At 65.8% G+C, this 24,780-nt stretch carries 21 protein-coding genes; 12 read left to right on the forward strand and 9 right to left on the reverse strand.

The annotated features are described in order from the left end of the window. Positions 1-269: transposase (locus tag E4K65_RS34010; RefSeq protein WP_167771380.1), on the forward strand; the 269-nt coding region annotated here is incomplete at its 5' end. 160 nt (positions 270-429) lie between these two features. On the opposite strand, the gene E4K65_RS34015 is transcribed toward E4K65_RS34010, so the two are convergent. Beyond that, entirely contained in the window at positions 430-1,269 is an 840-nt protein-coding gene (locus E4K65_RS34015; protein ID WP_135177853.1) for an RMD1 family protein, read from the reverse strand. Between the two features lie 284 nt (positions 1,270-1,553). Between E4K65_RS34015 and E4K65_RS34020 the strand changes: the two genes are divergently transcribed. Continuing rightward, on the forward strand, positions 1,554-2,129 hold the full coding sequence (locus E4K65_RS34020) for a glycosyltransferase family protein (RefSeq protein ID WP_135177854.1): 576 nt from the start codon (positions 1,554-1,556) through the stop codon (positions 2,127-2,129). Positions 2,130-2,191: 62 nt separating this feature from the next. Next, positions 2,192-3,121 carry a bifunctional helix-turn-helix transcriptional regulator/GNAT family N-acetyltransferase gene (locus E4K65_RS34025; RefSeq protein WP_135177855.1) on the forward strand — a complete coding sequence of 310 codons (930 nt, stop codon included), beginning with the start codon at positions 2,192-2,194 and terminating at the stop codon, positions 3,119-3,121. A 214-nt stretch (positions 3,122-3,335) separates the two neighbouring features. Here the strand turns inward: E4K65_RS34025 and moaB are convergent, their stop codons facing one another. After that, positions 3,336-3,899, reverse strand: coding sequence for a molybdenum cofactor biosynthesis protein B (gene moaB / locus E4K65_RS34030; RefSeq protein WP_135177856.1), 564 nt, complete (start codon positions 3,897-3,899; stop codon positions 3,336-3,338). A gap of 163 nt (positions 3,900-4,062) precedes the next feature. Next, positions 4,063-4,998, reverse strand: a complete 936-nt coding sequence (gene ypfJ, locus E4K65_RS34035; protein ID WP_135177857.1) for a KPN_02809 family neutral zinc metallopeptidase — start codon at positions 4,996-4,998, stop codon at positions 4,063-4,065. A 454-nt stretch (positions 4,999-5,452) separates the two neighbouring features. Here ypfJ and E4K65_RS34040 point away from each other — a divergent pair, with 454 nt between their 5' ends. The 3 genes from E4K65_RS34040 to E4K65_RS34050 all read left to right on the forward strand — a co-directional run bounded on the left by E4K65_RS34040 (position 5,453) and on the right by E4K65_RS34050 (position 7,919). Then, entirely contained in the window at positions 5,453-6,583 is a 1,131-nt protein-coding gene (locus E4K65_RS34040) for a site-specific DNA-methyltransferase (protein WP_135177858.1), read from the forward strand. 190 nt (positions 6,584-6,773) lie between these two features. Continuing rightward, the gene (locus E4K65_RS34045) at positions 6,774-7,100 is read left to right on the forward strand and encodes a hypothetical protein (RefSeq protein ID WP_027543635.1); all 327 of its coding nucleotides are present in this window, start codon (positions 6,774-6,776) and stop codon (positions 7,098-7,100) included. Positions 7,101-7,232: 132 nt separating this feature from the next. Further along, the gene (locus tag E4K65_RS34050; protein WP_167771381.1) at positions 7,233-7,919 is read left to right on the forward strand and encodes a glutathione S-transferase family protein; all 687 of its coding nucleotides are present in this window, start codon (positions 7,233-7,235) and stop codon (positions 7,917-7,919) included. 70 nt (positions 7,920-7,989) lie between these two features. Here E4K65_RS34050 and E4K65_RS34055 read toward each other — a convergent pair whose 3' ends face one another. The 3 genes from E4K65_RS34055 to E4K65_RS34070 all read right to left on the reverse strand — a co-directional run bounded on the left by E4K65_RS34055 (position 7,990) and on the right by E4K65_RS34070 (position 13,427). Continuing rightward, entirely contained in the window at positions 7,990-9,999 is a 2,010-nt protein-coding gene (locus E4K65_RS34055) for a HAMP domain-containing methyl-accepting chemotaxis protein (protein ID WP_167771382.1), read from the reverse strand. A gap of 403 nt (positions 10,000-10,402) precedes the next feature. After that, positions 10,403-12,412 (reverse strand): HAMP domain-containing methyl-accepting chemotaxis protein, encoded by a 2,010-nt coding sequence (locus E4K65_RS34060; RefSeq protein ID WP_167771383.1) that lies wholly within the window; start codon positions 12,410-12,412, stop codon positions 10,403-10,405. 571 nt (positions 12,413-12,983) lie between these two features. Further along, positions 12,984-13,427 carry a nuclear transport factor 2 family protein gene (locus E4K65_RS34070; protein WP_135177863.1) on the reverse strand — a complete coding sequence of 148 codons (444 nt, stop codon included), beginning with the start codon at positions 13,425-13,427 and terminating at the stop codon, positions 12,984-12,986. Between the two features lie 90 nt (positions 13,428-13,517). Between E4K65_RS34070 and E4K65_RS34075 the strand changes: the two genes are divergently transcribed. Continuing rightward, the gene (locus tag E4K65_RS34075; RefSeq protein ID WP_135177864.1) at positions 13,518-14,435 is read left to right on the forward strand and encodes a LysR family transcriptional regulator; all 918 of its coding nucleotides are present in this window, start codon (positions 13,518-13,520) and stop codon (positions 14,433-14,435) included. Between the two features lie 184 nt (positions 14,436-14,619). On the opposite strand, the gene E4K65_RS34080 is transcribed toward E4K65_RS34075, so the two are convergent. After that, complete coding sequence (locus E4K65_RS34080; protein ID WP_135177865.1) at positions 14,620-15,240, reverse strand: glutathione S-transferase family protein; 621 nt, start codon at positions 15,238-15,240, stop codon at positions 14,620-14,622. 129 nt (positions 15,241-15,369) lie between these two features. On the opposite strand from E4K65_RS34080, the gene E4K65_RS34085 reads away from it, so the two are divergent. Then, positions 15,370-16,656 carry a flavin-dependent oxidoreductase gene (locus E4K65_RS34085; RefSeq protein WP_135177866.1) on the forward strand — a complete coding sequence of 429 codons (1,287 nt, stop codon included), beginning with the start codon at positions 15,370-15,372 and terminating at the stop codon, positions 16,654-16,656. Positions 16,657-16,832: 176 nt separating this feature from the next. Here E4K65_RS34085 and E4K65_RS34095 read toward each other — a convergent pair whose 3' ends face one another. Beyond that, positions 16,833-17,252 carry a PaaI family thioesterase gene (locus tag E4K65_RS34095; RefSeq protein ID WP_135177867.1) on the reverse strand — a complete coding sequence of 140 codons (420 nt, stop codon included), beginning with the start codon at positions 17,250-17,252 and terminating at the stop codon, positions 16,833-16,835. 52 nt (positions 17,253-17,304) lie between these two features. Continuing rightward, positions 17,305-18,444, reverse strand: a complete 1,140-nt coding sequence (gene mutY / locus E4K65_RS34100) for an A/G-specific adenine glycosylase (protein ID WP_135177868.1) — start codon at positions 18,442-18,444, stop codon at positions 17,305-17,307. 196 nt (positions 18,445-18,640) lie between these two features. On the opposite strand from mutY, the gene E4K65_RS34105 reads away from it, so the two are divergent. From E4K65_RS34105 to E4K65_RS34120, 4 genes are all read left to right on the forward strand, one after another. Further along, positions 18,641-19,132 carry a DUF721 domain-containing protein gene (locus E4K65_RS34105; RefSeq protein ID WP_027543646.1) on the forward strand — a complete coding sequence of 164 codons (492 nt, stop codon included), beginning with the start codon at positions 18,641-18,643 and terminating at the stop codon, positions 19,130-19,132. Positions 19,133-19,272: 140 nt separating this feature from the next. After that, on the forward strand, positions 19,273-19,944 hold the full coding sequence (locus E4K65_RS34110; RefSeq protein ID WP_135177869.1) for a DsbA family protein: 672 nt from the start codon (positions 19,273-19,275) through the stop codon (positions 19,942-19,944). A 218-nt stretch (positions 19,945-20,162) separates the two neighbouring features. Next, on the forward strand, positions 20,163-23,627 hold the full coding sequence (gene smc, locus E4K65_RS34115) for a chromosome segregation protein SMC (RefSeq protein ID WP_135177870.1): 3,465 nt from the start codon (positions 20,163-20,165) through the stop codon (positions 23,625-23,627). 150 nt (positions 23,628-23,777) lie between these two features. Next, entirely contained in the window at positions 23,778-24,758 is a 981-nt protein-coding gene (locus tag E4K65_RS34120; protein ID WP_135177871.1) for a small ribosomal subunit Rsm22 family protein, read from the forward strand. The last annotated feature ends 22 nt before the right edge of the window (positions 24,759-24,780 follow it).

The raw sequence follows: 24,780 nt of genomic DNA on the forward strand, positions 1-24,780 counted from the left end.
ATGTCTTTGCCGATCGGATTTATCGCGGCAAACAGCTCGTCAACGCTCTCTCCAACTGCGGACCATGGACGATCGAGATCGTCGAGCGACCGCTCGGGGTCAAAGGCTTCCAGCTCCTGCCCAGGCGCTGGGTCGTCGAGCGTACCTTTGCATGGTTCGGCAGATGTCGTCGCCTCTCCAAAGACTTCGAAGCCTCTGCCGCCACCGAGCTAGCCTGGTTGCTCGCCGCCCATCTGAGGCTCTTAACTCGCCGCTTGGCCAGACCCTGAAAACGTCTACGCTTTTTGAGTCAGGCTCTCAGGATGAGGTCCTCCTGCTGCGCAGCGAGATCCTAGACCCTCATGGTGAGGAGCGCCGCCTTGCGGCGCGTCTCGAACCATGCAGGCCGAGGACGTATCGCCAAAGAAGCGTGTGCGGCGACCAAAGAGCTCAATGCGTCCCCGACCATATCTGGATACACCCGATCGCGACCTCGATCAGGATCAGCACCACCACGGCGATCTCGAGGCGGAGCGAGCGCTGGGTGTCGATGATGTCGGTCAGCGCGTTGGCGGTCTCGGACACGGCGGAGAGCTTGCGCTCGAGCGTGTCCAGGCGCTCCTTCAATTCGTACTCGTCTTCGAGGCGGGCATAGAGGCGGTCGAGCTCGGGCTTCTCCCAGAGCACGTCGGGCTTCTCGGCAACGGCGACGCGGCCCGCAACGCGCTGCTGCACCAGCAGCGCGTTGCCGATCAGTTGCAGAATGGCCCTGCGCCGGCGCGGCGTGCGGCCGCGCTCGGCGAGCTCGCGCGCGAACGGCTCGATGACGTCGAACACAGCGGCGACACGCCGTTCGTCGCGCGCCAGCGACGTGCTCTTGGCGAGCGCGTCGGCGACCAGAAGCAGCCGGTCGTCGGAGAATTTGGCGAGGCAGATCGGCCCGCCGGGCTGGATCGCCTCGGCGTTCTCGTCGTTGCAGAGCTGCGCCTGCGCGGTCTCCTCCTCATAGGGGCTGAACTCGCCGATCACACGCGGCTTCAGGCCGTCGATCAGCACCTTCTCCTCCGAAGGCAAAAGGCCGATCAGCACCACGACACCGTAGCGGAAGATCACGGCAAGGCCGGCATGGACGCGGAAGGCGGCCGGCGTCGACGACACCAGCGTGCCGAGCTCGAGGCCCGAGGCATTGATGCGGTCACCCAGCATCAGCGCGCGGATCCGCAGGGTCGGCGCGGCGGCCGGCCTGGGAGATGTTGACGGCGCGCTAACGGCGAGTTGATCGGCGGTCATGCGAAGCTCTCTTCAGCACCGTGGATTGCCTGCTTTTCCCGTTCCTGGGCGTCGTCCCGCTCCGGATTAATACGGTCAAGGCGAAATTGCGCCGAAATATTCGGCAATATTGCCACCTCGCGCGGAACATCTTTGGATGCGATGGCGCTGTCAGTTCAGCTCCGGCAGTTTACCATCGAACAGCGAAGCCCCGCCGAAAAGTTGCACTCGGCATTGCCGCGTGTTTATGACAACATCATAACAAGTTGCGCTTCTCCCGAAGTGCGGACATCGAAGCCTCAATCATGCTGAGCGTCATCATTCCGACCGAGGGCGTCGAGCAGACGGCGGTTGCAACTCTGGCCGCGCTGGTCCCCGGTGCCGCCGCGGGCATCATCCGCGAAGTGCTCCTGGTCGACGGCACCCGCAACGGCGTCATCGAGCGCGTGGCCGACGTCGCCGGCTGCCGTTTCATCGGCTACGAGGGATCCTCGCAGGGCGCGGCGCTCGCCGCCGGCGCGCTCCAGGCCCGCTCGCCCTGGCTGATGTTCCTGCCCGCAGGCGCCGTGCTGGAAACCGGCTGGATCGATGAGACCACCCAGTTCATCCAGGCCGTCGCGAGCAGCGGCCGGGACCGGGCGGCGGTGTTCCGCTATGCCCGCTCGCCCTACACCGATACCGGATTCCGCGACGTGCTCCGCGCCGTGGCCCGCAAGCTGGTCGGCCCGCTCGGCGATCAGGGACTCTTGATCGCGCGCGACCATTACGACCGGATCGGCGGCTACCCGCCCCAGGCCCGCCGCTCCGAGGCGCGGCTCCTCCGGCGGCTCGGCCGCTCGTCCCGGACCATGCTGCGCAGCCGGATCGTCATGGTCGGCTGACGCCACCAAATACTTGCCAACGTCAAATAATTATTTGACAATGGCAAGTATCGAGGTGACCCATGCCATTTGACGGGACAGACGACCACATCACGGCGGTCCGCGCCTTCAACCGCTTCTATACCCGCAAGCTCGGCGTGCTCGACCAGCACCTTGGACAAAGCCCGTTTTCCCTCAGCGAGGCCCGGGTGCTCTATGAACTCGCGCACCGCGACGATCTGGCGGCGAAAGAGATCGGAATCGAGCTTGGTCTCGACCCCGGCTATCTCAGCCGCATCGTCCAGAGCTTCGACGAAAAGGGGCTGATCACGCGAAGGCCCCTGCCCGCAGATCGCAGGCAATACCAGCTCAGCCTCACCGCCAAGGGCCGCCAGACCTTCGCCAAGCTGAACCTGAGCTCGCAAAATGACGTCGCCGCGATGCTGGCTCAGCTTTCAGCCGGCGATGCAACGCGGCTCACGCAGGCCATGGCGACCATCGAGGCCGTGCTGGATCCACGTCGAAGCCAGCCTGCGGCCTTCATGTTGCGCAGCCATCGCGTCGGCGACATGGGCTGGGTCATTTCCAGGCAAGCCGCCGCCTATGCCGCGGACTACAACTGGGACATCAGCTACGAGGCACTGGTCGCCGAGATCTGCGCACAGTTCATCAAGAACTACGACGCCGCGCGCGAGCACTGCTGGATCGCGGAAGTGGGTGGCGAGCCGGTCGGCTCGATCTTTCTGGTCAAGGCCACGGACACGATCGCCAAGCTGCGCCTGTTGCAGGTGGAGAAGAAGGCGCGGGGGCTCGGTGTCGGCCGCGCGCTGGTCGAGCAGTGCATCCAGGGCGCACGCGAGAGGGGTTACAGCAAGATGACGCTGTGGACGCAGAGCATCCTGCTCGCCGCGCGCGGCATCTATCAAAATGCGGGCTTCAAGCTCGTGAAGGAAGAGAAGCACCACAGCTTCGGTGCAGATCTGGTGGGCGAGACCTGGGAGCTGGATCTCTGATTTCGCTGCGGGCGCGATGCGCATGATTGTGCCCTCGCCCCTTGTGGGAGAGGGCAGCGACGCTGGAGGACGCGGGCTCACTTGGGTGAGGGGTCTGTCTCCGCGAGCATTTGTGCGCGTGGAGACAACCCCTCATCCGGCGCTTCGCGCCACCTTCTCCCACATCCGCCTTCGCCAAGGCTTCGGCGGACATGAGGGGAGAAGAAAGATAAAGCTACACCGTCGCGCCCTGCGCCTTCGGCCGGCGCAGATGCTCGTCGAGCCGCGGCATGATCTCGACGAAATTGCAGGGGCGCGTGCGGTAGTCGAGCTGGGCGGCGAGAATGCCGTCCCAGCCGTCGCGGCAGGCGCCGGGCGACCCCGGCAGGCAGAAGATGTAGGTCGCGCCGGCAACGCCCGCGGTGGCGCGGCTCTGGATCGTCGAGGTGCCGATCTTGGCGTGGCTCAGCATGTGGAATGCGATCGAGAAACCGTCCATGCGCTTCTCGAACAAGGGCTCGATCGCCTCGGGCGTGACGTCGCGCCCGGTGAAGCCGGTGCCGCCGGTTGTGATGACGACGTCGACGCCGGCATCCGCAATCCAGCTGCGGATGACGGCGCGGATCGCCTCGACGTCGTCGGTAACGATCTCGCGCGCCGCAAGATGATGGCCCGCGCCGGTGAGGCGGTCGGCGAGCGTCTGGCCGGACTTGTCGTCGGCGAGCGCGCGCGTGTCGGAGACGGTCAGCACCGCGATGTTCAGCGGAATGAACTGTTTTGCTTCGTCGATGGAGGCCATTACTCTTTTTCCTCACGTGTCCCGGACGCGGCGCAGCGCCAGCGCTGCTCCCCAGAGCCGGGACCCATGTCAGAGGCTTGGGAGACCGGCATTGTGGGCCCCGGCTCTGCAGCGCACCGCTGAAGAAGCGCTGCGCTACGTCCGGGGCACGAAGTCCAGTGTACTACGACCCGCCGCCGAACGTGTTGCAGGCCTGCACCGTGCCCTGCTGGTAGCCGGTCATGAACCATTGCTTGCGCTGCGCGGCGGAGCCATGGGTAAAGGAATCGGGCATGACGCGTCCCGTGGCTTGGCGCTGGAGCGTGTCGTCGCCGATCGCGCTGGCCGTAGTCAGCGCGGCGTCGATATCGCCGGCTTCCAGGAAGTTCGGACGCTTCTTCGCCTCGCGGTTGACCCAGACACCGGACAGGCAGTCCGCCTGCAACTCCACCTTCACCTGGAGCGCGTTGGCCTCGGCCTTGCTGCCGGCCTGCTGCTGAAGCCGCGTCACGCGTGGAATGATGCCGAGCAGGTTCTGGATGTGATGGCCAGCTTCATGCGCGATGATGTAGGCGGTGGTGAAATTGCAAGCCGACTTGCCGGAGCAGCCGCGGAAGCGCGTCTCGACCTCGCGGAAGAAGCCGGTGTCGAGGAAGATGGTGCGATCCGGCGGACAGTAGAACGGGCCCATCGCCGACTGCGCCATGCCGCAGCGGCCGCCATTGGTGGCGTTGCGGAACAGCACGATCTTCGGACCGGTGTAGGACTGGCCGCTGGCCTGGAAGATCTCGCTCCAGCGGTCGTCGATCTCGCCGAGGATGCCGGAGATCATGCTGCCCATCTCGTCGGTCGGCGCGCCGCGCTTGGCCGACGTCGACTGGCGATCGGTCTGGTAGCTCGGCGCCTGGCCGCCGCCGGTGAGTATCTCGGCGCCGCCGATCAGGATGCGCGGATCGATGCCGAAGGCATAGCCGATCAGGCCGAGCACGATGATGGTGCCGATACCGAGCCCGCCGCCGCCCATGGGCAGGCCGAACCCGCCTCCTCCACCGCCGCCGCCACCACCATCGTCGCGACGATCCTCGATGTCGTCGCTGCGGCGGAAATCATCGTAGCGCATGGTGGCTTCCCTCAGTCCTTGCTGGCATCACATGGGCCCAAGACTTCGGCCCAAGGAACTTAGGCGTAAAAGATTTGGGCGCAGAAGCGCAAAAGCTCAACGTGCCAGACACTTAGAATTTCCATTGTGTTAATCAATATCCCGCTCGGCAATTATTGCCTAGTGCGACAGCGTGCCGATGCCAGCAATTTTTTCCGGGGGGCGTGCATTTTTTTCCGAGAGAAATTTGGAGTCGTTTTGCAGCTCCGGCTGCTCCCGCAACGCGAAGAAGCGCGAAATACACTGTAAAACACGGCGAATGCGAACAGCGAACCACGCACGACGCGCGATGCGAGGCCTGCACACGAAAGCGGCGGATTAAGTCGATTTTTACTTTGCGCCTTCAATGTAACGGTCAGTCGGTTGTTTGGTCCCGCGTCGCCGACAGCGTCGCCTGAGTCAGAGTTCTTGAGTCATGGTAGTGTCGCGTCGCGGGGCGTCTGCAAGGGCGCCCCGCACAAATTTTGAGTCTTCGTCGCATCGCATCATCCTCGGTGATTGCGTCGCCGAGATGTCGAAGCTTCAGGCTGGTTCGGTCGATCTGGTGTTCGCAGATCCGCCGTATAATCTCCAGCTCAAGGGCGATCTCAAGCGCCCCGACGAATCCCATGTCGATGCCGTCAACGACGACTGGGACAAGTTCGATTCATTCTCCGCCTATGACGATTTCACCCGCGCCTGGCTGCTTGCCGCCCGCCGCGCGATGAAGCCGTCGGCGACGATCTGGGTGATCGGCTCCTATCACAACATCTTCCGCGTCGGCGCGATCATGCAGGACCTCGGCTTCTGGCTCCTGAACGACATCGTCTGGCGCAAGACCAACCCGATGCCGAACTTCCGCGGCCGCCGCTTCACCAACGCGCACGAGACCATGATCTGGGCCGCGCGCGACGAGAAGGCCAAGGGCTACACCTTCAACTACGAAGCGCTGAAGGCCGCGAACGAGGACGTGCAGGCGCGTTCCGACTGGCTGATCCCGCTCTGCACCGGCGAGGAGCGCCTCAAGGGCGCCGACGGCAAGAAAGTGCACCCGACGCAGAAACCGGAAGGCCTGCTCGCGCGTGTGCTGCTGTCGTCGTCAAAACCCGGCGACCTCGTGATCGACCCCTTCAACGGCACCGGCACCACCGGCGCCGTCGCAAAACGTCTCGGCCGCTCCTATATCGGCTTCGAGCGCGACAAGACTTACGCCAAGGCGGCGGAAGCCCGCATCGCCGCGGTCGAGCCGCTGCCTGAGCAAAGCCTCGCCCCGTTCATGACCGCGCGCGAGGCGCCGCGGGTCGCGTTCTCGGAACTGATCGAGCGCGGCATGATCATGCCCGGCACGAGGCTGTTCGACGCCAAGAAGAAGCTCGGCGCACTGGTTCGCGCCGACGGCGCCATCATGCTGGGCGACAAGGTCGGCTCGATCCACCGCATCGGCGCCGTGGCGCAAGGCGCGCAGGCTTGCAACGGCTGGACCTTCTGGCACGTCGAGACCAAGAAGGGTCTCAAGCTGATCGACGAGCTCCGCGCCGAGATCCGCGCGGGTATGGCGGCGGAATAAGATCCTCTCCGTCGTCATTCCGGGGCTCGCGAAGCGAGAACCCGGAATCCATCGAACCAGAGCACACGCCGCCCCATGGATTCCGGGCTCGCGCCAAGAGGCGCGCCCCGGAATGACGAGGGGGTGGTTGAAAGCCGCCGCCACCAGGACTAGATTCGTCCGATCAGCCCCGTCCTGACCGGTGGGCCCCATGCGACGACAGTCCGAGACCTTGCTGCTCGTGCCGCTGCTGCCGATCTTCCTGGTCGGCATGTTTCCGATGTTCCTGATCGCGCTGCTGGGATTTTTCGGCCTCGCCCTGTTCGGCGTGCTCGTGATCTGCGTCGGGCTCGCCAGCAGCAACGAGGCGCACGACAATTTCAATCACGACGTCATCGTGCATGGCTATTCGCGGGGATCGGAGCGATCGGCGCGGGCCTCCGACATGCATCTTGCCGCGCGGCTCGGGCTGCGGCTGGAAGCCGTCGGTGCCGGGATGATTATTACGGCGGCGATCGGCCTTTGTTACGCCGGCTGATCTGCGCAGGGCGCAGATACCGCCCGGCAAACTCTCCGGTTGCCCTCCCCGACGAGCTTCAGGCAAGAGAGGCTGGCCCCGCGGCAATGATGCTGCGTTCGCTCTCGGCAAGAAACACTGGGAAGATGTGTGATGCTCAAATTCTATTTCAACGGTTCGCCGAACCCGACCAAGGTCGCGCTTTATCTCGAAGAGTGCGGCCTGCCCTTCGAGCCGGTGAAGATCGACACGCGCAAGGGCGAGCAGTTCACGCCGGAATTCCTCAAGATCAATCCGAACGGCAAGGTGCCGGCGATCGACGATGGCGGCACGATCGTGTTCGACTCGAACGCCATCCTGCTCTATCTCGCCGAGAAGACCGGAAAATTCCTGCCCGCCGCCTCGTTGCGCGGCGAGACGCTGTCATGGCTGATGTTCATCGCCACCGGCGTCGGCCCGTATTCGGGCCAGGCCGTGCACTTCAAGCATTTTGCGCCGAAGGACCAGAACCACGACTACGCCAATAACCGCTATCAGTACGAGACCGATCGCCACTACAAGATTCTCGACGGCCACCTCAAAGGCCGCCGCTACATGGTCGGCGACAGCTATTCGATCGTCGACATGGCGCTGTGGGGCTGGGCGCGGATGGTGCCGTTCAAGCTCGGCGACGACGCCTTTGCGCGATACCCGAACGTGAAGCGGCTGGTGGACGAGATCTCGGCGCGCCCCGCGGCCGCGCGCGCGATCGCGCTGAAGGACAAGTTCACCTTCAAGGCCGAGATGGACGACGAGGCGAGAGGCAACATGTTCAAGCACATGACGACCAAGGTCGCCTGATCGCCTTACGCCCTCAACCCGGGTCCACGCGCATGCGCGTGGACCTTTGTTTTTGAAACGCCCGCGACGGTCAGGCGGCGTGGACCGAGTTCAGGAATTTGGCGACCTCCTGCTTCAGCCGGTTGCTGTCTGAAGACAGCGAGCGCGCCGCGGAGAGCACCTGCGAGGAGGCCGAACCGGTCTCGGAGGCGCCGCGCTGCACGTCGCCGATGTTGGTGGAGACGCGCTGGGTGCCGTGGGCCGCCTGCTGGACGTTGCGGGAGATTTCCTGCGTCGCCGCGCCCTGCTGCTCCACGGCCGCCGCGACGGTCGAGGAGATCTCCGACAGCCGCTCGATGGTGCCGCTGATCTCCTTGATCGAGCCGACCGACTCCTCCGTCGCGGCCTGGATCCCGGAGACCTGCAGCGCGATCTCGCCGGTGGCCTTCGCGGTCTGCTCGGCCAGCGCCTTGACCTCGGAGGCGACCACGGCAAAGCCGCGGCCGGCCTCGCCGGCGCGCGCCGCCTCGATGGTGGCGTTCAGCGCCAGCAGATTGGTCTGGCCGGCGATGGTGCTGATCAGCTCGACCACGTCGCCGATGCGGGCGGCAGCCTTGGAGAGCTCGCCAACCCGGTCGTTGGTCCTGCTCGCCTGCCCCACGGCCTCGCTGGCAATCCGGGCGGATTCCTGCACCTGGCGGGCAATCTCGCTGACAGAGGAGGAGAGTTCTTCGGTCGCGGAGGCAACCGCCTGCACGTTGGCCGAGGCCTCCTGGGAGGCGCTGGCAACCTCCGTCGACAGGTCCTGGGCGCGCGTGGCCGTCGTGGTTAGGGTGCCTGCGGAAGCTTCGAGCTCGTTCGATGCCGACGACACGGTGTCCACGATCTCGCCGACCGCACGTTCGAACTGGTTGGCCAGATTTCTCATGTCGGCCTTGCGGCTCTCGGCCTGCCGCGCCTCGACCTCGACCTGCTCGTGGCGCAGGCGGTCGGTCTCGACCATGCTCTCCTTGAACACCTGGATCGCCTTGGCCATGTCGCCGATCTCGTCGCGATTGCCGCGGCCCGGGATCTCGACCTTGAGGTCGCCACCGGCGAGAGCACCCATCGCTCGGGTCATCGTGGTCAGCGGTCCGACGATGCTGCGCGCGATCAGGAAGGCGACGAGGCCGCCGAACAGGATCGCAAGGCCGCCGGCGACTTCCTGAATCCAGGTCGTATTGGCAATGACGCCATCGGCGGCCGCGCGCGACTTCTGGTAGTCGGCCTTCAATCCGGTCTCCGCCACCTTGAGCTTGTCGACGCTTTCCCCAATCAGGGGGGCGATACCGTTGCGGTAGATTTCATCGGCCTGGAGGATTGCGGCGGAGGTCGTCTCGAAGGCCGCCTTGTAGGTCGAAAGCGAGCTCTTGATCGGCCCGAACGCGGCCTTGACCTCGTTCGGCAGACCGGCCCCCTCCAGTGACTTGAGCGCTTGCTGCGCCCGGTCGACATTGGTCCTGAAGGTCGCCGGCCCCTTTGCGTCCCGGACGGCGAGGAAGCGCCAGTTTGCGACACGAACCAGCAGGACCTTGGATTCGAGATCGGCGACCGGCGCGGTCACGCTGGTATCGCCGGTTTCACGCGCGGCCTCGACGAGCTTGCCGGTATTGGCGGTCAGCTCATCGCCGCCGGTGAGCAGAACAGCCTTGCCTTTCGCCGTCTCGGTGACGGCAGCGCCCATGCGCTCCCGCAGCGACTTCATCTTTTCGACGTCACCGATCAGGCCATTGTAGATCTTGAGCCGTTCCTCGGAGACCGTCGACTTGGCCGCGACCTTCAACAGCTCCACCGTCGCCACCTCCCGCTCCGCAGCCTCCTTGAAGGCCGGCTCGTCGGCGTCATAGATGTAGCGAAGATTGGCGCGCCGCAGCGCCTGCAGGTTGATCGAGATCTCCTGAACGCGGGCCGTGTTGTCCGAGAGTGCGGATAGCCGCTCCATCTGGCCCTGAACCGCCCACAAATTCCAGATCGCGACCGCGGCCATGATCAGACCAACGACAACGAGAACCGAAAATCCGGCGTAGAGCCGCCCCCGAATTCTGAAACGCAAGCTCGGCATCTTCACCGTCCATCCATAGCAAGAGAGATGGAGTGACCGAACGACTCCCCGACGTCGCAGCGGCCCCCCGCCCAGCCGCAATCACCTTTCGGAGATTCGCGCTGCACCGCGACACCATGAAGAATACTTCTTAATTCAATGCTGCATTTGCCACGCGTCGACTACGGAGGATCGCGCGAAAGATATCGTGGCGATGGCAGGCCCTGCCAGTTCAGCAATCATCTGAACACGAAAGTGGCAATCGAACCTGTCCGGCGCGGCTTGCGTCAGGATGCCGTGCGAGTCGCATGCCCGGCAAAGTTTGTATCGCGAATTTATCCGGTCATCGAGCAGCTGCCCGCGCCACGCATCGCGGGTCCACGCGCATGCGCGTGGACCTTTGCTTTTGAGACGTCCGCGCCGGTCAGGCGGCGTGGACCGAGTTCAGGAATTTGGCGACCTCCTGCTTCAGCCGGTTGCTGTCTGAAGACAGCGAGCGCGCCGCGGAGAGCACCTGCGAGGAGGCCGAACCGGTCTCGGAAGCGCCGCGCTGCACGTCGCCGATATTGGTGGAGACGCGCTGGGTGCCGTGGGCCGCCTGCTGGACGTTGCGGGAGATTTCCTGGGTCGCCGCGCCCTGCTGTTCAACGGCAGCCGCGACCGTCGAGGAGATCTCCGACAGCCGCTCGATGGTGCCGCTGATCTCCCTGATGGCGCCAACCGATTGCTCGGTGGCGGCCTGGATGTTGGAAATCTGCTGGCCGATCTCGCCGGTGGCCTTCGCGGTCTGCTCGGCCAGCGCCTTGACCTCGGAGGCAACCACGGCAAAGCCGCGGCCCGCTTCGCCCGCGCGCGCCGCCTCGATGGTGGCGTTCAGCGCCAGCAGATTGGTCTGGCCGGCGATGGTGCTGATCAGCTCGACCACGTCGCCGATGCGGGCGGCGGCCTTGGAGAGCTCGCCAACCCGGTCGTTGGTCTTGCTCGCCTGCCCCACGGCCTCGCTGGCGATGCGGGCGGATTCCTGCACCTGGCGGGCGATCTCGCTGACAGAGGAGGAGAGTTCTTCGGTCGCGGAGGCAACCGCCTGCACGTTGGCCGAGGCCTCTTGAGAGGCGCTGGCGACCTCGGTGGAGAGGTCCTGGGCCCGCGAGGCGGTCGTGGTCAACGTGCCGGCCGAGGCCTCCAACTCGTTCGACGCCGACGACACGGTGTCGACGATCTCGCCGACCGCCTGCTCGAACTGGTCGGCGAGCCGGACCATGTCTTTCTTGCGGCTCTCGGCCTGCCGCGCCTCGACCTCGACCTGCTCGTGGCGCAGGCGGTCGGTCTCGACCATGCTCTCCTTGAACACCTGGATCGCCTTGGCCATGTCGCCGATCTCGTCGCGATTGCCGCGGCCCGGGATCTCGACCTTGAGGTCGCCACCGGCGAGAGCACCCATCGCTCGGGTCATCGTGGTCAGCGGTCCGACGATGCTGCGCGCGATCAGGAAGGCGACGAGGCCGCCGAACAGGACGGCGAGGCCGCCCGCGACGGCCTGCACCGAGGTCGTGCCCTCGATCACGGCTTCGGCGGTGGTGCGCGAGTCCTTGTAATCCTTCTTCAGGGCGGTTTCCGCGACCTTGAGCTTGCCGATGCTCTCGACGATGAGCGGCGCGAGGTTCTTGTGGTAGATCTCGTCGGCCTGGAGCATCGCGGCCGACGTCGTCTCGAACGCCGATTTGTAGATTCCGAGCGAGGTCTTCACCGGCGCGAGCGTAGCGCGCAATTCGGTCGCCTGCGGGCTCTTTTCCAGCGCCGTGAGCCGCTGCATGGCCCTGTCCACATTCGTCCTGAAGTTGGCAGGACCCTTGGTGTCGCGCAGGGCAAGGAAACGCCAGTTGGCGATCTGGACGAGAAGCAGCCTGGATTCGAGGTCCGCAACGAGGGCCGCGGTGTCTTCGTCAACGGCCGCGCGCGCCGCATCGACCAGCTTGCCCATCTTGACGGTCAGCTCGTCGCCGCTCGGCAGCAGCGTCGCCTTGCCCGTTCTCGCCTCGTTGACGGCGTCACCGAGATTGTCACGCAGGCTTCGCATCCTGGCGATGTCGGCGATCAGATCGTTGTAGAGCTTGCGCCGCTCCTCGGAGGCCGTCCCCTTCGCCCCGACCTGCAACAGCTCGGTCGCCGCGGTTTCCCGTTCGGAGGCTTCCTTCATCGCAGGTTCGCTGGCGTCGTAGATGTAGCGCAGATTGGCCCGCTGGATCGCCTGGAGATGGGTCGATATCTCCAGAACCCGTGCCGTGCTGTCCGAGAACGCCGAGAGTTTTGCGACCTGATCCTGCACGGCCCGCAAGTTCCAGACGGCGACCACCGCCATCACCAGACCGACCGCCACCAAGGCCATGAAGCCTGCGTACAGGCGTCCCCTGATCCGCAAACGAAATTTCGGCATTCCCACTGTCCACCCAGATGCATGTGAATTCGAGCGGCCGAACGTCCGGCGTCACCGGCCACCCTGGCAGCCGCGAGTCGCTTCTCGGCGACCTACGCTGCACCGCGACACAATGGAGGACACTCGTTAATTGAACCTTCTGATTCTTCGCGCCTGCGCGCACAGGCCCGCACAAAACCTGCTGATTTTGTCGGCAGTTGCGCAAGGTTTTGGCGCAAGGCCCGCAGGCGCATGCCGATCGCTGCATGCGCCGCCCCGGTGGACGTTCGTCAGGCCGCCCCTGCGTCATTTTGCCAAGCGTTCTCGACCGCTTCCAGCGGAGCCGAGGCAACGCGCCGCGTCCCTTCCGATCCGATTTTCGCGGCGAGCTTATGCAGCTCGCATGCAATCTCCGACCGGGACATCCCGCAGTCCTGCAGCTCCCGTTCGGTCATGGCAGCGAACTGACACCGGGCCCGGGACCGCTCCCGCCGGACCCGCATGATCTCCACCAGCGTCCGCCAGGCCCGCACGACCATCGACGGCCGTGACGGACCGGGTCGGTCGGTGGACGCGACGTCGTTCGATCCGGTCAGCTCGCAGCCCTCACGGGTGTTTGCGGAAACGGGCCGAGCGCCCTCTCGGTCAGGATCGAGTCGCAATATTCCCGGATCTCCTTGATCTTGCCGCCCTCCAAGCGAAACACCAGGCAGTAATCGTTGTCGTAGCGCACGCCTTCCGGCGTGACGTTGTCGCCCTTGGCTTCGACCACGACGATGTCGCCATCGGCGATGAAGCGGTGGGCAACGGTGCGCGTCCGGTCGCGCAGGCGGGTGCGCACATGGCCGTGCAGATCGTTGAGGATCGCCTCCTTCCCCGAGAAGGTGCGCGACCAGGAATACTGGCCGGTCACCACCCATCTGGCGTCGTCGGCGAGGCTGGCGGTGAACAATGCGCGGTCGCGCGCGGAAGGATCGGGGTTGGCGGCGGCGGCGAAAATATCCTGCATCAGTTTCTTGTTGGCAGCAGTGCTCATGGCGGCATCTCCGTGTGTGGCCTCGTGGAGATCATCGTCCGCCGATCAGCATTCTTCAAATCGATAGCGAATATGATATCTATTCACCTCATGAATTTGAATTCGCTTGACCTCAATCTGCTGACCGCACTCGACGCGCTGCTGCGCGAGGCCAATGTCAGCCGCGCGGCCATGAGGATCGGCCTGTCACAGCCGGCGACGAGCCACGCATTGCAACGCCTGCGCGACATCTTCGGCGACCCGCTGCTGGTGCGCACCGGCGCGCGCATGGAGCTGACGCCGCGGGCGCAGGCCCTGCGCGCGCCGCTGGCACAGGCGCTCGATCAGGTGCGCGGGCTGTTCGTGCCGGATGAATTCGACGCCGCGCGCAGCGAGCGGCAATTCCGCCTGATGATGCCGGATCTCGCGGTCGAGCTGTTGATGCCGCCCCTGATGGAGAAGGTGACACGCCTTGCGCCCAACGTCCGCGTCGACGTCGTGCCGTGGCGGGGGCCTGCGATCTTCCACGCCGAGTTCGCCCGCACCATCGACCTCGTGATCTCGATCGGCAACGCCTTCAAGGGCTTTCACCGCCAGCTGCTCTACACCGACAGCGACGCGCTGGCGGTGCGGCGCGGCCATCCCGTAGGAGCCAAGCTGAGGCGGTGCGAGACGTTCCTGGCCGCGCGCCATGTCGGCGTGATCATCCGGGGCAATAGCGAGGATCTGATCGACACCTGGCTGCGAGCCAAGGGCATCGAGCGACACATTACCCTCGTCGTGTCAGGCTATCTCGAGGCGCTGCACGTCGCCGCCCGCACCGACCTCGTCGCCTTCGTGCCGCGCCGGCTGATCGCGGCGCTGTCGAAGCAGCTTGGCCTCGTCACCGTGACCCCACCGCTCGACCCCGGCATCGACGAGCAGTTCATGTTCTATCCGACGCGGGCGCAGATGGACCCCGGCTCGATCTGGCTGCGGCGGCTGATGCTTGAGACGGGACGGGAGCTGGAGGAGCGGAAGGCTGGGTAGCTTCGTGGGTAGGTTAGCGAAGCGTAACCCACCAACTTCGTCCCGCATTTGAGGAGGCATGGTGGGTTACGCCTCCGGCTAACCCACCCTACGTTCCTGAGTAAAACGCGGCTTCAAAACACTCGGTGTCGTCCCGACCTAGTGCGCAATTGCGCACAAGGCCGGGACGACAGCGGAGAGTTACCTACGCCTTCTGCGCGTCCATCACCTTGCGTACTGCCGGCCGGTCCGACATCCGCTTGAAGTGATCGGCGATCTTCGGCGTGGCGTTGATGTCGACGCTGTCGCCTTCGAGCCAGGTCGACAGCGTGTAAAGATAGGGATCGCAGATCGTGAACTGATCGCCCATCACCCAGGGTCCCCTGAACATCTTCTGCTCGATCAGGGCGAAGCAGGCGCCCATGGTCTTCGGGACCATCGCCTTCATGTCGGCGAACGAGCTCTCCTGTGTCGCCCAGCGCGCGCCGCGCATCTTGTGCGCATGGTTGATGTGCACGGTCGAGCAGAGATAGGAGTTGAACGACTGCACCTGGGCGAAGTCGAAGGGATCGTCGAGCGGCGCGAGCTTCGCCTTGGGAAAGGTCTGCGCGATATAGGCCAGCATCGCCGGCGTCTCGGTGAGGACGCCGCGGTCGGTCACCAGCGCCGGCACGCGGCCTTTCGGGTTGATGGCGAGATAGTCCGGGCTGTTCTGCTGATTGTCCTTGAAGCTCAGCCGCTCGGCCGCGTAGTCGGCGCCGGCCTCTTCCAGGGTGATGTAGGTGGCGAGCGCGCAGGTGCCGGTGGCGTAGTAGAGCTTGAGCATGTCGGACCTCATGGGAAAATTGGAAACTAACGGCTGCCGTCCCCGAGGTCTATAGCACGACATCCTCTTCGCAGTTGCCCACATCCGCCCGCCTGTGCCAAGACGCACACAATTGGAGGGGTTTTTGTCATGACCGTACTCATCGCCGGTGGCGGCATCGGCGGGCTGACGCTTGCGCTCAGCCTGCACGGAATCGGCGTTCCCGTAAAAGTGTTCGAGAGCGTCGCGGAACTGAAGCCGCTCGGCGTCGGCATCAACGTGCTGCCGCATGCGGTGCGCGAGCTGATCGAGCTCGGGCTGATGGACAAGCTCGATGCCAGCGGCGTGCGCACAAGCGAGCTCGCCTACTTCTCCAAGTACGGCAAACCGATCTGGAGCGAGCCGCGCGGGCTGGAGGCCGGCTACAAATGGCCGCAATTCTCGATCCATCGCGGCACGCTGCAGCAGCTCCTGCTCGACACCGCGATCGAGCGGCTCGGCCGCGACAACATCCTCACCAGCCACCATCTGACCGGCTGGAGCGAAACCGCCGATGGCGTCCGCGCCGATTTCATCGACAAGGCGACCGGCAAAGCCGCAGGCACTTACGAAGGCGCGATCATGATCGCCGCCGACGGCATCCATTCCGCCGCACGAGAAAAGCTCTATCCCGATGAAGGACCGCCGATCTGGAACGGTCGCATCCTCTGGCGCGGCGTGACGCCGGCAAAGGCATTCCTCACCGGCCGAACCATGATCATGGCCGGGCACGAGATCCTGAAATTCGTCTGCTATCCGATCAGCAAGGTGCCGGATGCGGCGGGCAACCATCTGATCAACTGGGTCGCCGAGCGCCACATGCCGCCGACCTATCAGTGGCGGCGCGAGGACTATAACCGCACCGCGCGGCTGGAGGAGTTCTTGCCGTGGTTCGAGAGCTGGCAGTTCGACTGGCTCGACGTGCCCGGCCTGATCCGGAACTGCCCGCACGCCTATGAATATCCGCTGGTCGACCGCGATCCGGTGTCGCGATGGACGTTCGGCCGCGTCACGCTGATGGGCGATGCCGCGCATCCGATGTACCCGATCGGATCGAACGGCGCCTCGCAGGCGATCCTCGATGCCCGCGTCATCACCCGCGAGGTCCTGGCGCATGGCCCGACGCAGGCGGCGCTGCTCGCCTGTGAAGCCGAGCGGAGGCCCGCGACCACCGACCTCGTCCTGCTCAACCGCAAGAACGGCCCCGAGCAGGTGATGCAACTGGTCGAAGAGCGCGCGCCCGACGGCTTTGAGGTCGTCACCGATGTGCTGTCGCAGCAGGAGCTGGAAGACATCGCCGCCAACTACAAGCGCGTCGCGGGGTTCCAGGTGGAAGCGCTGAATGCCAAGCCGCCGATCGTGCCGCGGTACTCCGATGCGAGACGCGCGAGCACCTAGGTCGTTGCCCCACACTCCGCCATGCCGTTGACGGGCGCGCGTTACGCGGAGCGACGGCCGCCCAACGTCGACGACATCCGCTTAAGCTTGTTGAGGGCGCGGATAGCGTAACCGAGCCCGACGGGATTGGTCTGGCGCATATTCGAGCAGCATAAAGAAGGCCCACCGCGCCGGTATCATCGCACCACCCGCGCCGCTTCCAGCAACCGCTCGCTAGCGGTCGCGGTGGCAAGCACGGTGCCATCTTCGGTCATCAGCTTGGCCTCGACGAAGGCGACGGTCTTGCCGAGCTGCGTCACCCTGGCCTCGGCGATGATCAGGCCGGGCTTGGCGGGGCTGAGGAAGTTTACCGTCATGCTGATGGTGGTGGTGTAGAGCCGGCCCTCGCTCATCACCAGCACAGCGGGGCCCATGGTGTCGTCGAGCATGGCCGAGAGCATGCCGCCTTGGATGAAGCCGGCCGGATTGCAGAATTCGGGCTTGCCCTCGAAGCCGAGCTTGATCCAGCCCTCCTCCGGACGGGCATCGAGCAGGCGCCAGCCCAGCAGCTCGGCACAAGGCGGCCTGGGAAAGTTGTCGAGCGCGGTCTTGACCATCGGGGAGCCTCCGTGTCGCCCCTGTTAACGCGACCCTGCTGCCAGCATGGTGTCAGGAGGATGCGGCCGGCGGAAGGTCCAATCCGTGCGCGATCACCTTGCGCATGACGTTGGGCAGTGCTTCCCCGGCCAGCGTCGCGATCGGCACCCAGCGCATGCCCGCGGGTGCCCGCGTGCGGGCTTCGGCCTTGGCGGTATAGACCACCAGTTCCAGCGGAAAATGCGTGAAGACGTGGGTGACGACGCCCACCCTGCGCTGCCAGCGCGACAGTCCCTTCAGCGCGGGCGCCTGCTGCTTCGCCGTCGCGTCCTCCTGACCGGCGAGCCAGTCCGAGCCCGGCACTTCCGTCATGCCCCCCAGCAAACCCTTTTCGGGCCGGCTGCGGACCAGCAGCTCCTCGCCGCGCGTCACCACGAAGGCGGCGCCCCGCCGCAACGTCCCGCTCTTCTTCGGCGCCTTGCGCGGAAACGTCTCCTGCGTTCCCTGTGCCCGCGCCAGGCAATCCTCATTGAGCGGACACAGCGAACAGGCCGGCTTCTTCGGCGTGCAGATCGAGGCGCCCAGATCCATCAGCGCCTGCGCGCTGTCGCCCGCGCGAGACGTCTCGTCGCCGGTGCCGGAATCGGCAAGGAGCGTCGCCGCCAGTTGCTGGATCAGCTGCTTGGCCTGCGGCAGCTCCTCCTCGACCGCGAACAGGCGCGACACCACGCGCTCGATATTGCCGTCGACCGGCATGGTGCGGCGATCGAAGGCGATCGCAGCGATCGCAGCCGCGGTGTAAGGCCCGATGCCCGGCAGCGCGCGCAGCCCCTCCTCGGTGTCGGGAAAGACGCCGCCATGCTCGCGCGTCACCGCGACCGCGCAGGCATGGAGATTGCGCGCACGGGAGTAATAGCCGAGCCCCGCCCACATCCGCAGCACGTCGTCCTGCGAGGCCCGGCCGAGCGCCGTGACGTCAGGCCAGCGCGCGACGAATTTTTCGAAATAGGGCCCGACCGCCTTCACCGTGGTCTGCTGGAGCATGATCTCCGACAGCCAGACCCGGTAAGGGTCCGACACCTCGCCGGGCCCGGCCCGCCAGGGCAATCGGCGGCGGTGGCGGTCGTACCATTGGAGGAGCAGCGTCGGACGCGACGACACTTCCGGCTGCACTGGTTCCGGCTTGGCCTTGAGGACAGATCTCGGGCTCATCCCCTCAGTGTAACGAGGTCACGCCAATCTCTCCACGTCATGCCCGCGCTCGTCGCGGGCATCCACGTCTTTCTTCCGCGAAGAACGTGGATGGCCGGGACATAGGCGAGCGGAAGCGACGCCGTCCTTCGGACGGCTATGCCGGCCATGATAGCGAAGCGCCTGTGGCTCGCGCTTCGAGGTGGTATAAGGCCCGATGTCCAAATTCCCCCCAAAGCCCGGCCCCATCAGCGCCAAGCCGCTGTCGCTGCTGCTCAACGACGTCTTTGCCGAAGCCTATGCCAAGCAGGGCTTTGCCGCGCGCGAGCTGGTGACGCGGTGGGCGCAGATTGCCGGGCCGGAGATCGCGGCCCATGCCGAGCCGCTCAAGATGCAATGGCCGCGGCCGGTGGAGGGCCAGCCGCAGGAGCCGGCGACGCTGGTGCTGCGGGTCGAGGGGCCGATGGCGCTGGAGATCCAGCATTCCGCGGATGTGATCCTGGAACGGGTGAACCGCTTCTTCGGCTGGAGCGCGGTCGGCAAGCTCGCCTTCCGCCAGGCCCCGCTGTCCCGCGTCCGGCGGCCAGCGCGACCCGGCCCGCCAGACCCCAAATCGGTGGCCAAGGTGGAGGAGAGCCTGGGCGACATCGAAGATGAACAGCTCAAGTCGGCACTGGCGCGGCTCGGCGCCGCCATCAAGCGAAATTGAGCCTCATTTCGCAGCCAATCTGGACCCGTTCCTGCGGCCCGCCATTGCCTCAAACCACGTTTCAAGCTAGCGACAGGCCGCCCAAACGGGAACCTAGATAAGGACCTTGGGGCGAGACCACGCCAATTCGGGAGCCGACCTTGATCATCACCCGCCGCGCCTTCACCACGATGCTGTCGCTGACCGGGCTTGCCGCGGTCGCCGGGTTCTCCCCCTTGCGGTTCATCTCCGATGCCATGATCCCTGAAGCCATGGCGCAGGCCGCCGGCGATGTGGCGAAGCCGGTGTCGCTGCCCGACATGGCGCTCGGCCCGAAGGACGCCGCCGTCACCATCACCGAATATGCCTCGATGACCTGCCCGCACTGCGCGGCCTTCAACGAGCAGGTGTTCCCCAAGATCAAGTCCGAATACATCGACACCGGCAAGGTGCGTTACATCTTCCGCGAGTTCCCGCTCGACATCAAAGCCGCCGCCGGCTCGATGCTGTCGCGCTGCATTGCCAATGGCGATGCGCCGAAATACTTCGCGGTCACCGACATGCTGTTCCGCCAGCAGAACGACTGGGTGATGAAGAACACCACCGAGACCTTGACGCGGATCGGCAAGCAGGCCGGCCTCACCCAGCAGCAGGTCGAAGCCTGCCTGAAGGACCAGGCGCTGCTCGACAAGATCGCCGCCGACCAGAAATACGCCAGCGACATTCTCAAGGTCGATTCGACGCCGACCTTCTTCATCAACGGCGAGAAGATCAAGGGCGAGACCTCGTTCGAGGAATTCGCCAAGAAGATCAATCCGCTGCTGAAGAGCTGATTCTTCGCCCTCAACGCCTGATTCGCATCTCGAACGCCGTATCATTCCCGGCATAAATCCCTTGGGAAAAACGGCTTTCGCCGGTTGCCCTCGCGGCGCACCGCGGCCATTGTCCAGCCGCATGAGGCGCCTCGCGCGACTCGCCCGGATAGTGACATTGCCTTCCATGGTATTGTCCCGGCAGGGGGATTCGCGCCTGCCAACAGAGATGCGTGCTTATGAAAATCACCCGCCTGCGCCTTCACGGCTTCAAGTCCTTCGTTGAGCCCACGGACTTCGTCATCGAGCCCGGCCTGACCGGCGTGGTCGGACCCAACGGTTGCGGCAAGTCGAATCTCGTCGAAGCGCTGCGCTGGGCGATGGGCGAGACGTCGTACAAATCGTTGCGCGCGGCCGACATGGACGCGGTGATCTTCGCCGGCTCCGGCAACCGTCCGGCACGCAACCACGCCGAAGTGACGATGACGATCGACAACGCCGATCGCACCGCGCCGGCGGCGATGAACGACAGCCAGCTTCTCGAAATCTCCCGCCGCATCGAGCGCGAGGCCGGCTCGGTCTATCGCATCAACGGCCGCGACGTGCGCGCCCGCGACGTGCAGATCCTGTTCGCGGACGCCGCCACCGGCGCACGCTCGCCCGCCCTCGTCCACCAGGGCAAGATCGGCGAGATCATCCAGGCCAAGCCCGAGCAGCGCCGCCGCGTGCTGGAAGACGCCGCCGGTGTCGCCGGTCTCCATGCCCGCCGCCATGAAGCCGAGCTGCGGCTCAAGGCGGCCGAAACCAACCTCACCCGCGTCGAGGACGTGATCGGCCAGCTCTCCGGCCAGATGGAAGGCCTGAAGAAGCAGGCCCGCCAGGCCGTGCGCTACCGCGAGGTCGCGGCCAAGGTCCGCAAGGCCGAAGCCACGCTGTTCCATCTGCGCTGGATCGGCGCCCATGCCGACGTCAACGAATCCGGCCAGACGCACGATCTCGCCGTCCGCGAGATGGCCGAGCGTACCCAGCACCAGGCCGAAGCCGCCCGCATCCAGGCCATCCGCGCCGCCGAGATGCCGGCGCTGCGCGATGCCGAGGCGCGCGCCGCGGCCGGGCTCCAGCGCCTGACCAATGCCCGCGAGCTGCTCGACCGCGAGGAAGAGCGCGCCAAGGAGCGCGTCGCCGAGCTCGAGCGCCGCCTCGCCCAGTTCGAGGGCGACATCTCCCGTGCCCAGCAGCAGACCATGGACGCCGACGTCGCGCTCCAGCGCCTCGACAGCGAAGATGCCGAGCTGAAGGAAGAGATCAAGTCGCGCGTCGAGAAGCGCTCCGGCGTCGATGAACGCGTCGGCGAAGCCGAGGCGGTGCTGACCGAAACCGAGCAGCAGTTCGCCGAGCTCACCACCGCGCTCGCTGACCTCACCGCCAAGCGCAATCAACTCGAAGCCAATGTCCGCACCCACCGCGACAAGCTCGCCCGGCTCGACCAGGAGATCGCGAACGTCGCGGCCGAGGAGCAGAAGCTTGCTGATGAAACGGGCGGCTTCGGCGATCTCGACGAGCTGACCGCCACGGTCGAGAACGCCGAGCAGACGCTTGCGGCCTCGGAGGCCGCTGCCCAGGCGAGCGAAGCTGCGCACGTCGCTGCGCGCCAGACGCTGGAATCCTCGCGCTCGCCGCTGAACGAGGCCGACAAGCGCGTGCAGCGGCTCGAGACCGAGGCCCGCACGATCTCCAAGATCGTCAACGGCGAGACCAAGAATCTGTGGCCGCCGATCATCGACGGCATCACTGTCGACAAGGGTTTTGAAAAGGCCATCGGCGCCGCGCTCGGCGACGATCTCGATGCACCGATCGACCCGTCGGCGCCGATGCGCTGGACCAATGTCGGCGAGACCGACGGCGATCCGGAGCTGCCCGAAGGCGTCGTGCCGCTCGCGAACCACGTGCAGGCCCCGGCCGAGCTGGCCCGCCGATTGGCGCAGATCGGCGTTGTGCCGCGCGAGCGCGGCGCCGAGCTGGTCTCGCAGCTGAAGACCGGCCAGCGGCTGGTCTCGCCCGAAGGCGACGTCTGGCGCTGGGACGGCTTCGTCGCGGCGGCTCACGCCCCGACCGGCGCAGCACGCCGCCTTGCCGAACGCGCCCGCCTCGTCGACATCGAGAACGAGCTGGAGCAGGCCCGCATCGACGCGCAGATCAAGCGCCAGGCGCTGGAGAATGCCGAGTCCGAATTGCAGATGGCGGCCAGCACCGAGGGCGCGAGCCGCGAAGCCTGGCGCGCCGCACAGCGCGAGCTCAACACCGCGCGTGAGCGCCATGCCACGGCCGAGCGCGAGATCAGCCGCCACGCCGCGCGCAAGGCGACGCTGTCGGAAGCACACAGCCGTCTCGCCGCCGACCGCGCTGAAGCCGAGGCCGCATACGAATATGCCGAGGCCGGCATCTCCGAACTGCCGTCGAGCGAGGACACCGAGACCCGTCTCGCCGCCGTCCGCAGCGACATCGAAGGCCATCGCCGCATGGCCGCCCAGGTCCGCGCCGAGGCGCAGGCGCTGGCGCGCGAGGCCGAGCTTGCCGACCGCCGCGTGCAGGCGATCCTCGCCGAACGCACCGAGTGGGCGAATCGCAAGGAGAGCGCGGCCTCCCACATCGACACCATCCAGGCCCGCATCGCCGAACTCACGATCGAACGCAGCGATCTCGAAAACGCGCCGCAAGTATTCGCCGAGAAGCGCAGCGCGCTGATCACCGAGATCGAATACGCGGAAAACGATCGCCGCATGGCCGCGGACGCGCTCGCCTCGGCTGAGACCGCGATGGCCGAAACCGATCGCGTGGCGAAATTGACCCTCGAGGCGCTCTCCAGCTCCCGCGAAGCCACCGCCCGCGCCGAGGAGCGCATGGAAGGCGCGCGGCGCCGGCTCGAGGACATCGAGCGCGAGATCCGCGACATGCTGGAGGTCGAGCCGCAGGCCGTCGCCGGCCTTGCCGAGATCGAGCCCGGCGCGGAGCTGCCGCCGCTGCACGACATCGAGGAAGACCTCGAAAAGATGCGCCGCGACCGCGAGCGCCTCGGCGCAGTCAACCTGCGCGCCGAGGAAGAGCTGCGCGAGGTCGAGACTCAGCACAACGGCCTCGTCACCGAGCGCGATGACCTCGTCGAAGCCATCAAGCGGCTGCGCCAGGGCATCCAGAGCCTCAACAAGGAGGCCCGCGAGCGGCTGCTGACCTCGTTCGAGGTCGTCAACAACCACTTCAAGCGCCTGTTCGTCGAGCTGTTCGGCGGCGGCGAGGCCGCGCTGCACCTGATCGAGAGCGACGACCCGCTGGAGGCTGGTCTGGAAATCATCGCCAAGCCGCCGGGCAAGAAGCCGCAGACGCTGTCGCTGCTCTCGGGCGGCGAGCAGGCGCTGACCGCGATGGCGCTGATCTTCGCGGTGTTCCTCACCAATCCCTCGCCGATCTGCGTGCTGGACGAAGTCGACGCACCGCTCGACGACCACAACGTCGAACGGTACTGCAACCTGCTGCACGAGATGACCGGCTCGACCGACACGCGCTTCATCATCATCACGCACAACCCGATCACGATGGCGCGGATGAACCGCCTGTTCGGCGTCACCATGGCCGAGCGCGGCGTCTCCCAGCTCGTGTCGGTGAGCCTGGCCGAGGCCGTGGACATTCTCGACCAGAACGTGGCGTGACGCCGCGCGCGCTCGACACCCATTGACGTCATCATCCGCCTTGTGCGCAAATAGCGCACTGGAGCGGATGATCCAGTACGCTGCGGCCTCTCGGTTGACGGCACTGTCTCGGAGTACTGGATGCCCCGCCTGCGCGGGGCATGACCGCAGATGATGATCTCACCCACCCTCCCCGCTGAGCTAAAGGCCGCACTCGACGCGAAGCTGCAAGGCTTTTCCCGCAGTGACGCCGCGCAGCGATCCCAGAAGATCTCGAACACCTATCGCGCCGGCGGCGGCTCCGGCACGATCAAGTCCGAGGCCGATGCGCTCGCTTACGCGCTTGCGCGCATGCCGGCGACTTACGCGGCGGTGGCGGCGAGCCTGAATGCGTTGACCGAGATCGCGCCGGACCTCGCGCCGGAAACGCTGCTCGACGTCGGCGCAGGTCCGGGTACCGCAAGCTGGGCCGCCGCGGAGGCGTTTCCCTCGCTGCAGGACTTCACCCTGCTCGACGCCAACGCGACGCTGAGCCGGCTTGCGCTCGAACTCGCGCATGACAGCACGCGTCTGGCGGAATGCCGCTATTTGCCCGGCGATGCCGGCAACAATCTCACTGAGGTCTCGCAAGCCGATCTCGTCGTCGCGAGCTACATCATCGGCGAGCTCGGTGAAGCCGATCAGCGCAAACTCGCCGAGGCGATGTGGGCGAAAGCGCGCCATGCGCTGGTCGTGATCGAGCCCGGCACGCCGGCCGGCTACGCCCGCATCCTCGCGCTGCGCCAGCAGCTGATCGCAGCTGGTGCCTTTGTCGCCGCGCCCTGTCCACACGAAAAGCCCTGCCCGCTCACTGCGCCCGACTGGTGCCATTTCTCCCAGCGCCTGCCGCGCTCCCAGGCGCACCGCCAGATCAAGGGCGCCGAGGTGCCGTTCGAGGACGAGCGCTTCATCTACGTCGTCCTGACCCGCACGCCGCCCGCAACACGCGCCGCGCGCGTGCTGGCACCGCCGGATGTCGGCAAGGCCGAGATCACGGCGAAGCTTTGCACCGGGGAAGATGTCGAACTCGCCAAGATTCCACGACGCGACAGGGCTGCCTATGCAAGTGCCCGGCGCTGGCGCTGGGGCGATGCCGTCATTGCCGAAAGTTAACCTCGATCGGCGCTTTTGCCTT

This window comes from Bradyrhizobium niftali (assembly GCF_004571025.1).
In the GTDB taxonomy this organism is placed as follows: domain Bacteria; phylum Pseudomonadota; class Alphaproteobacteria; order Rhizobiales; family Xanthobacteraceae; genus Bradyrhizobium; species Bradyrhizobium niftali.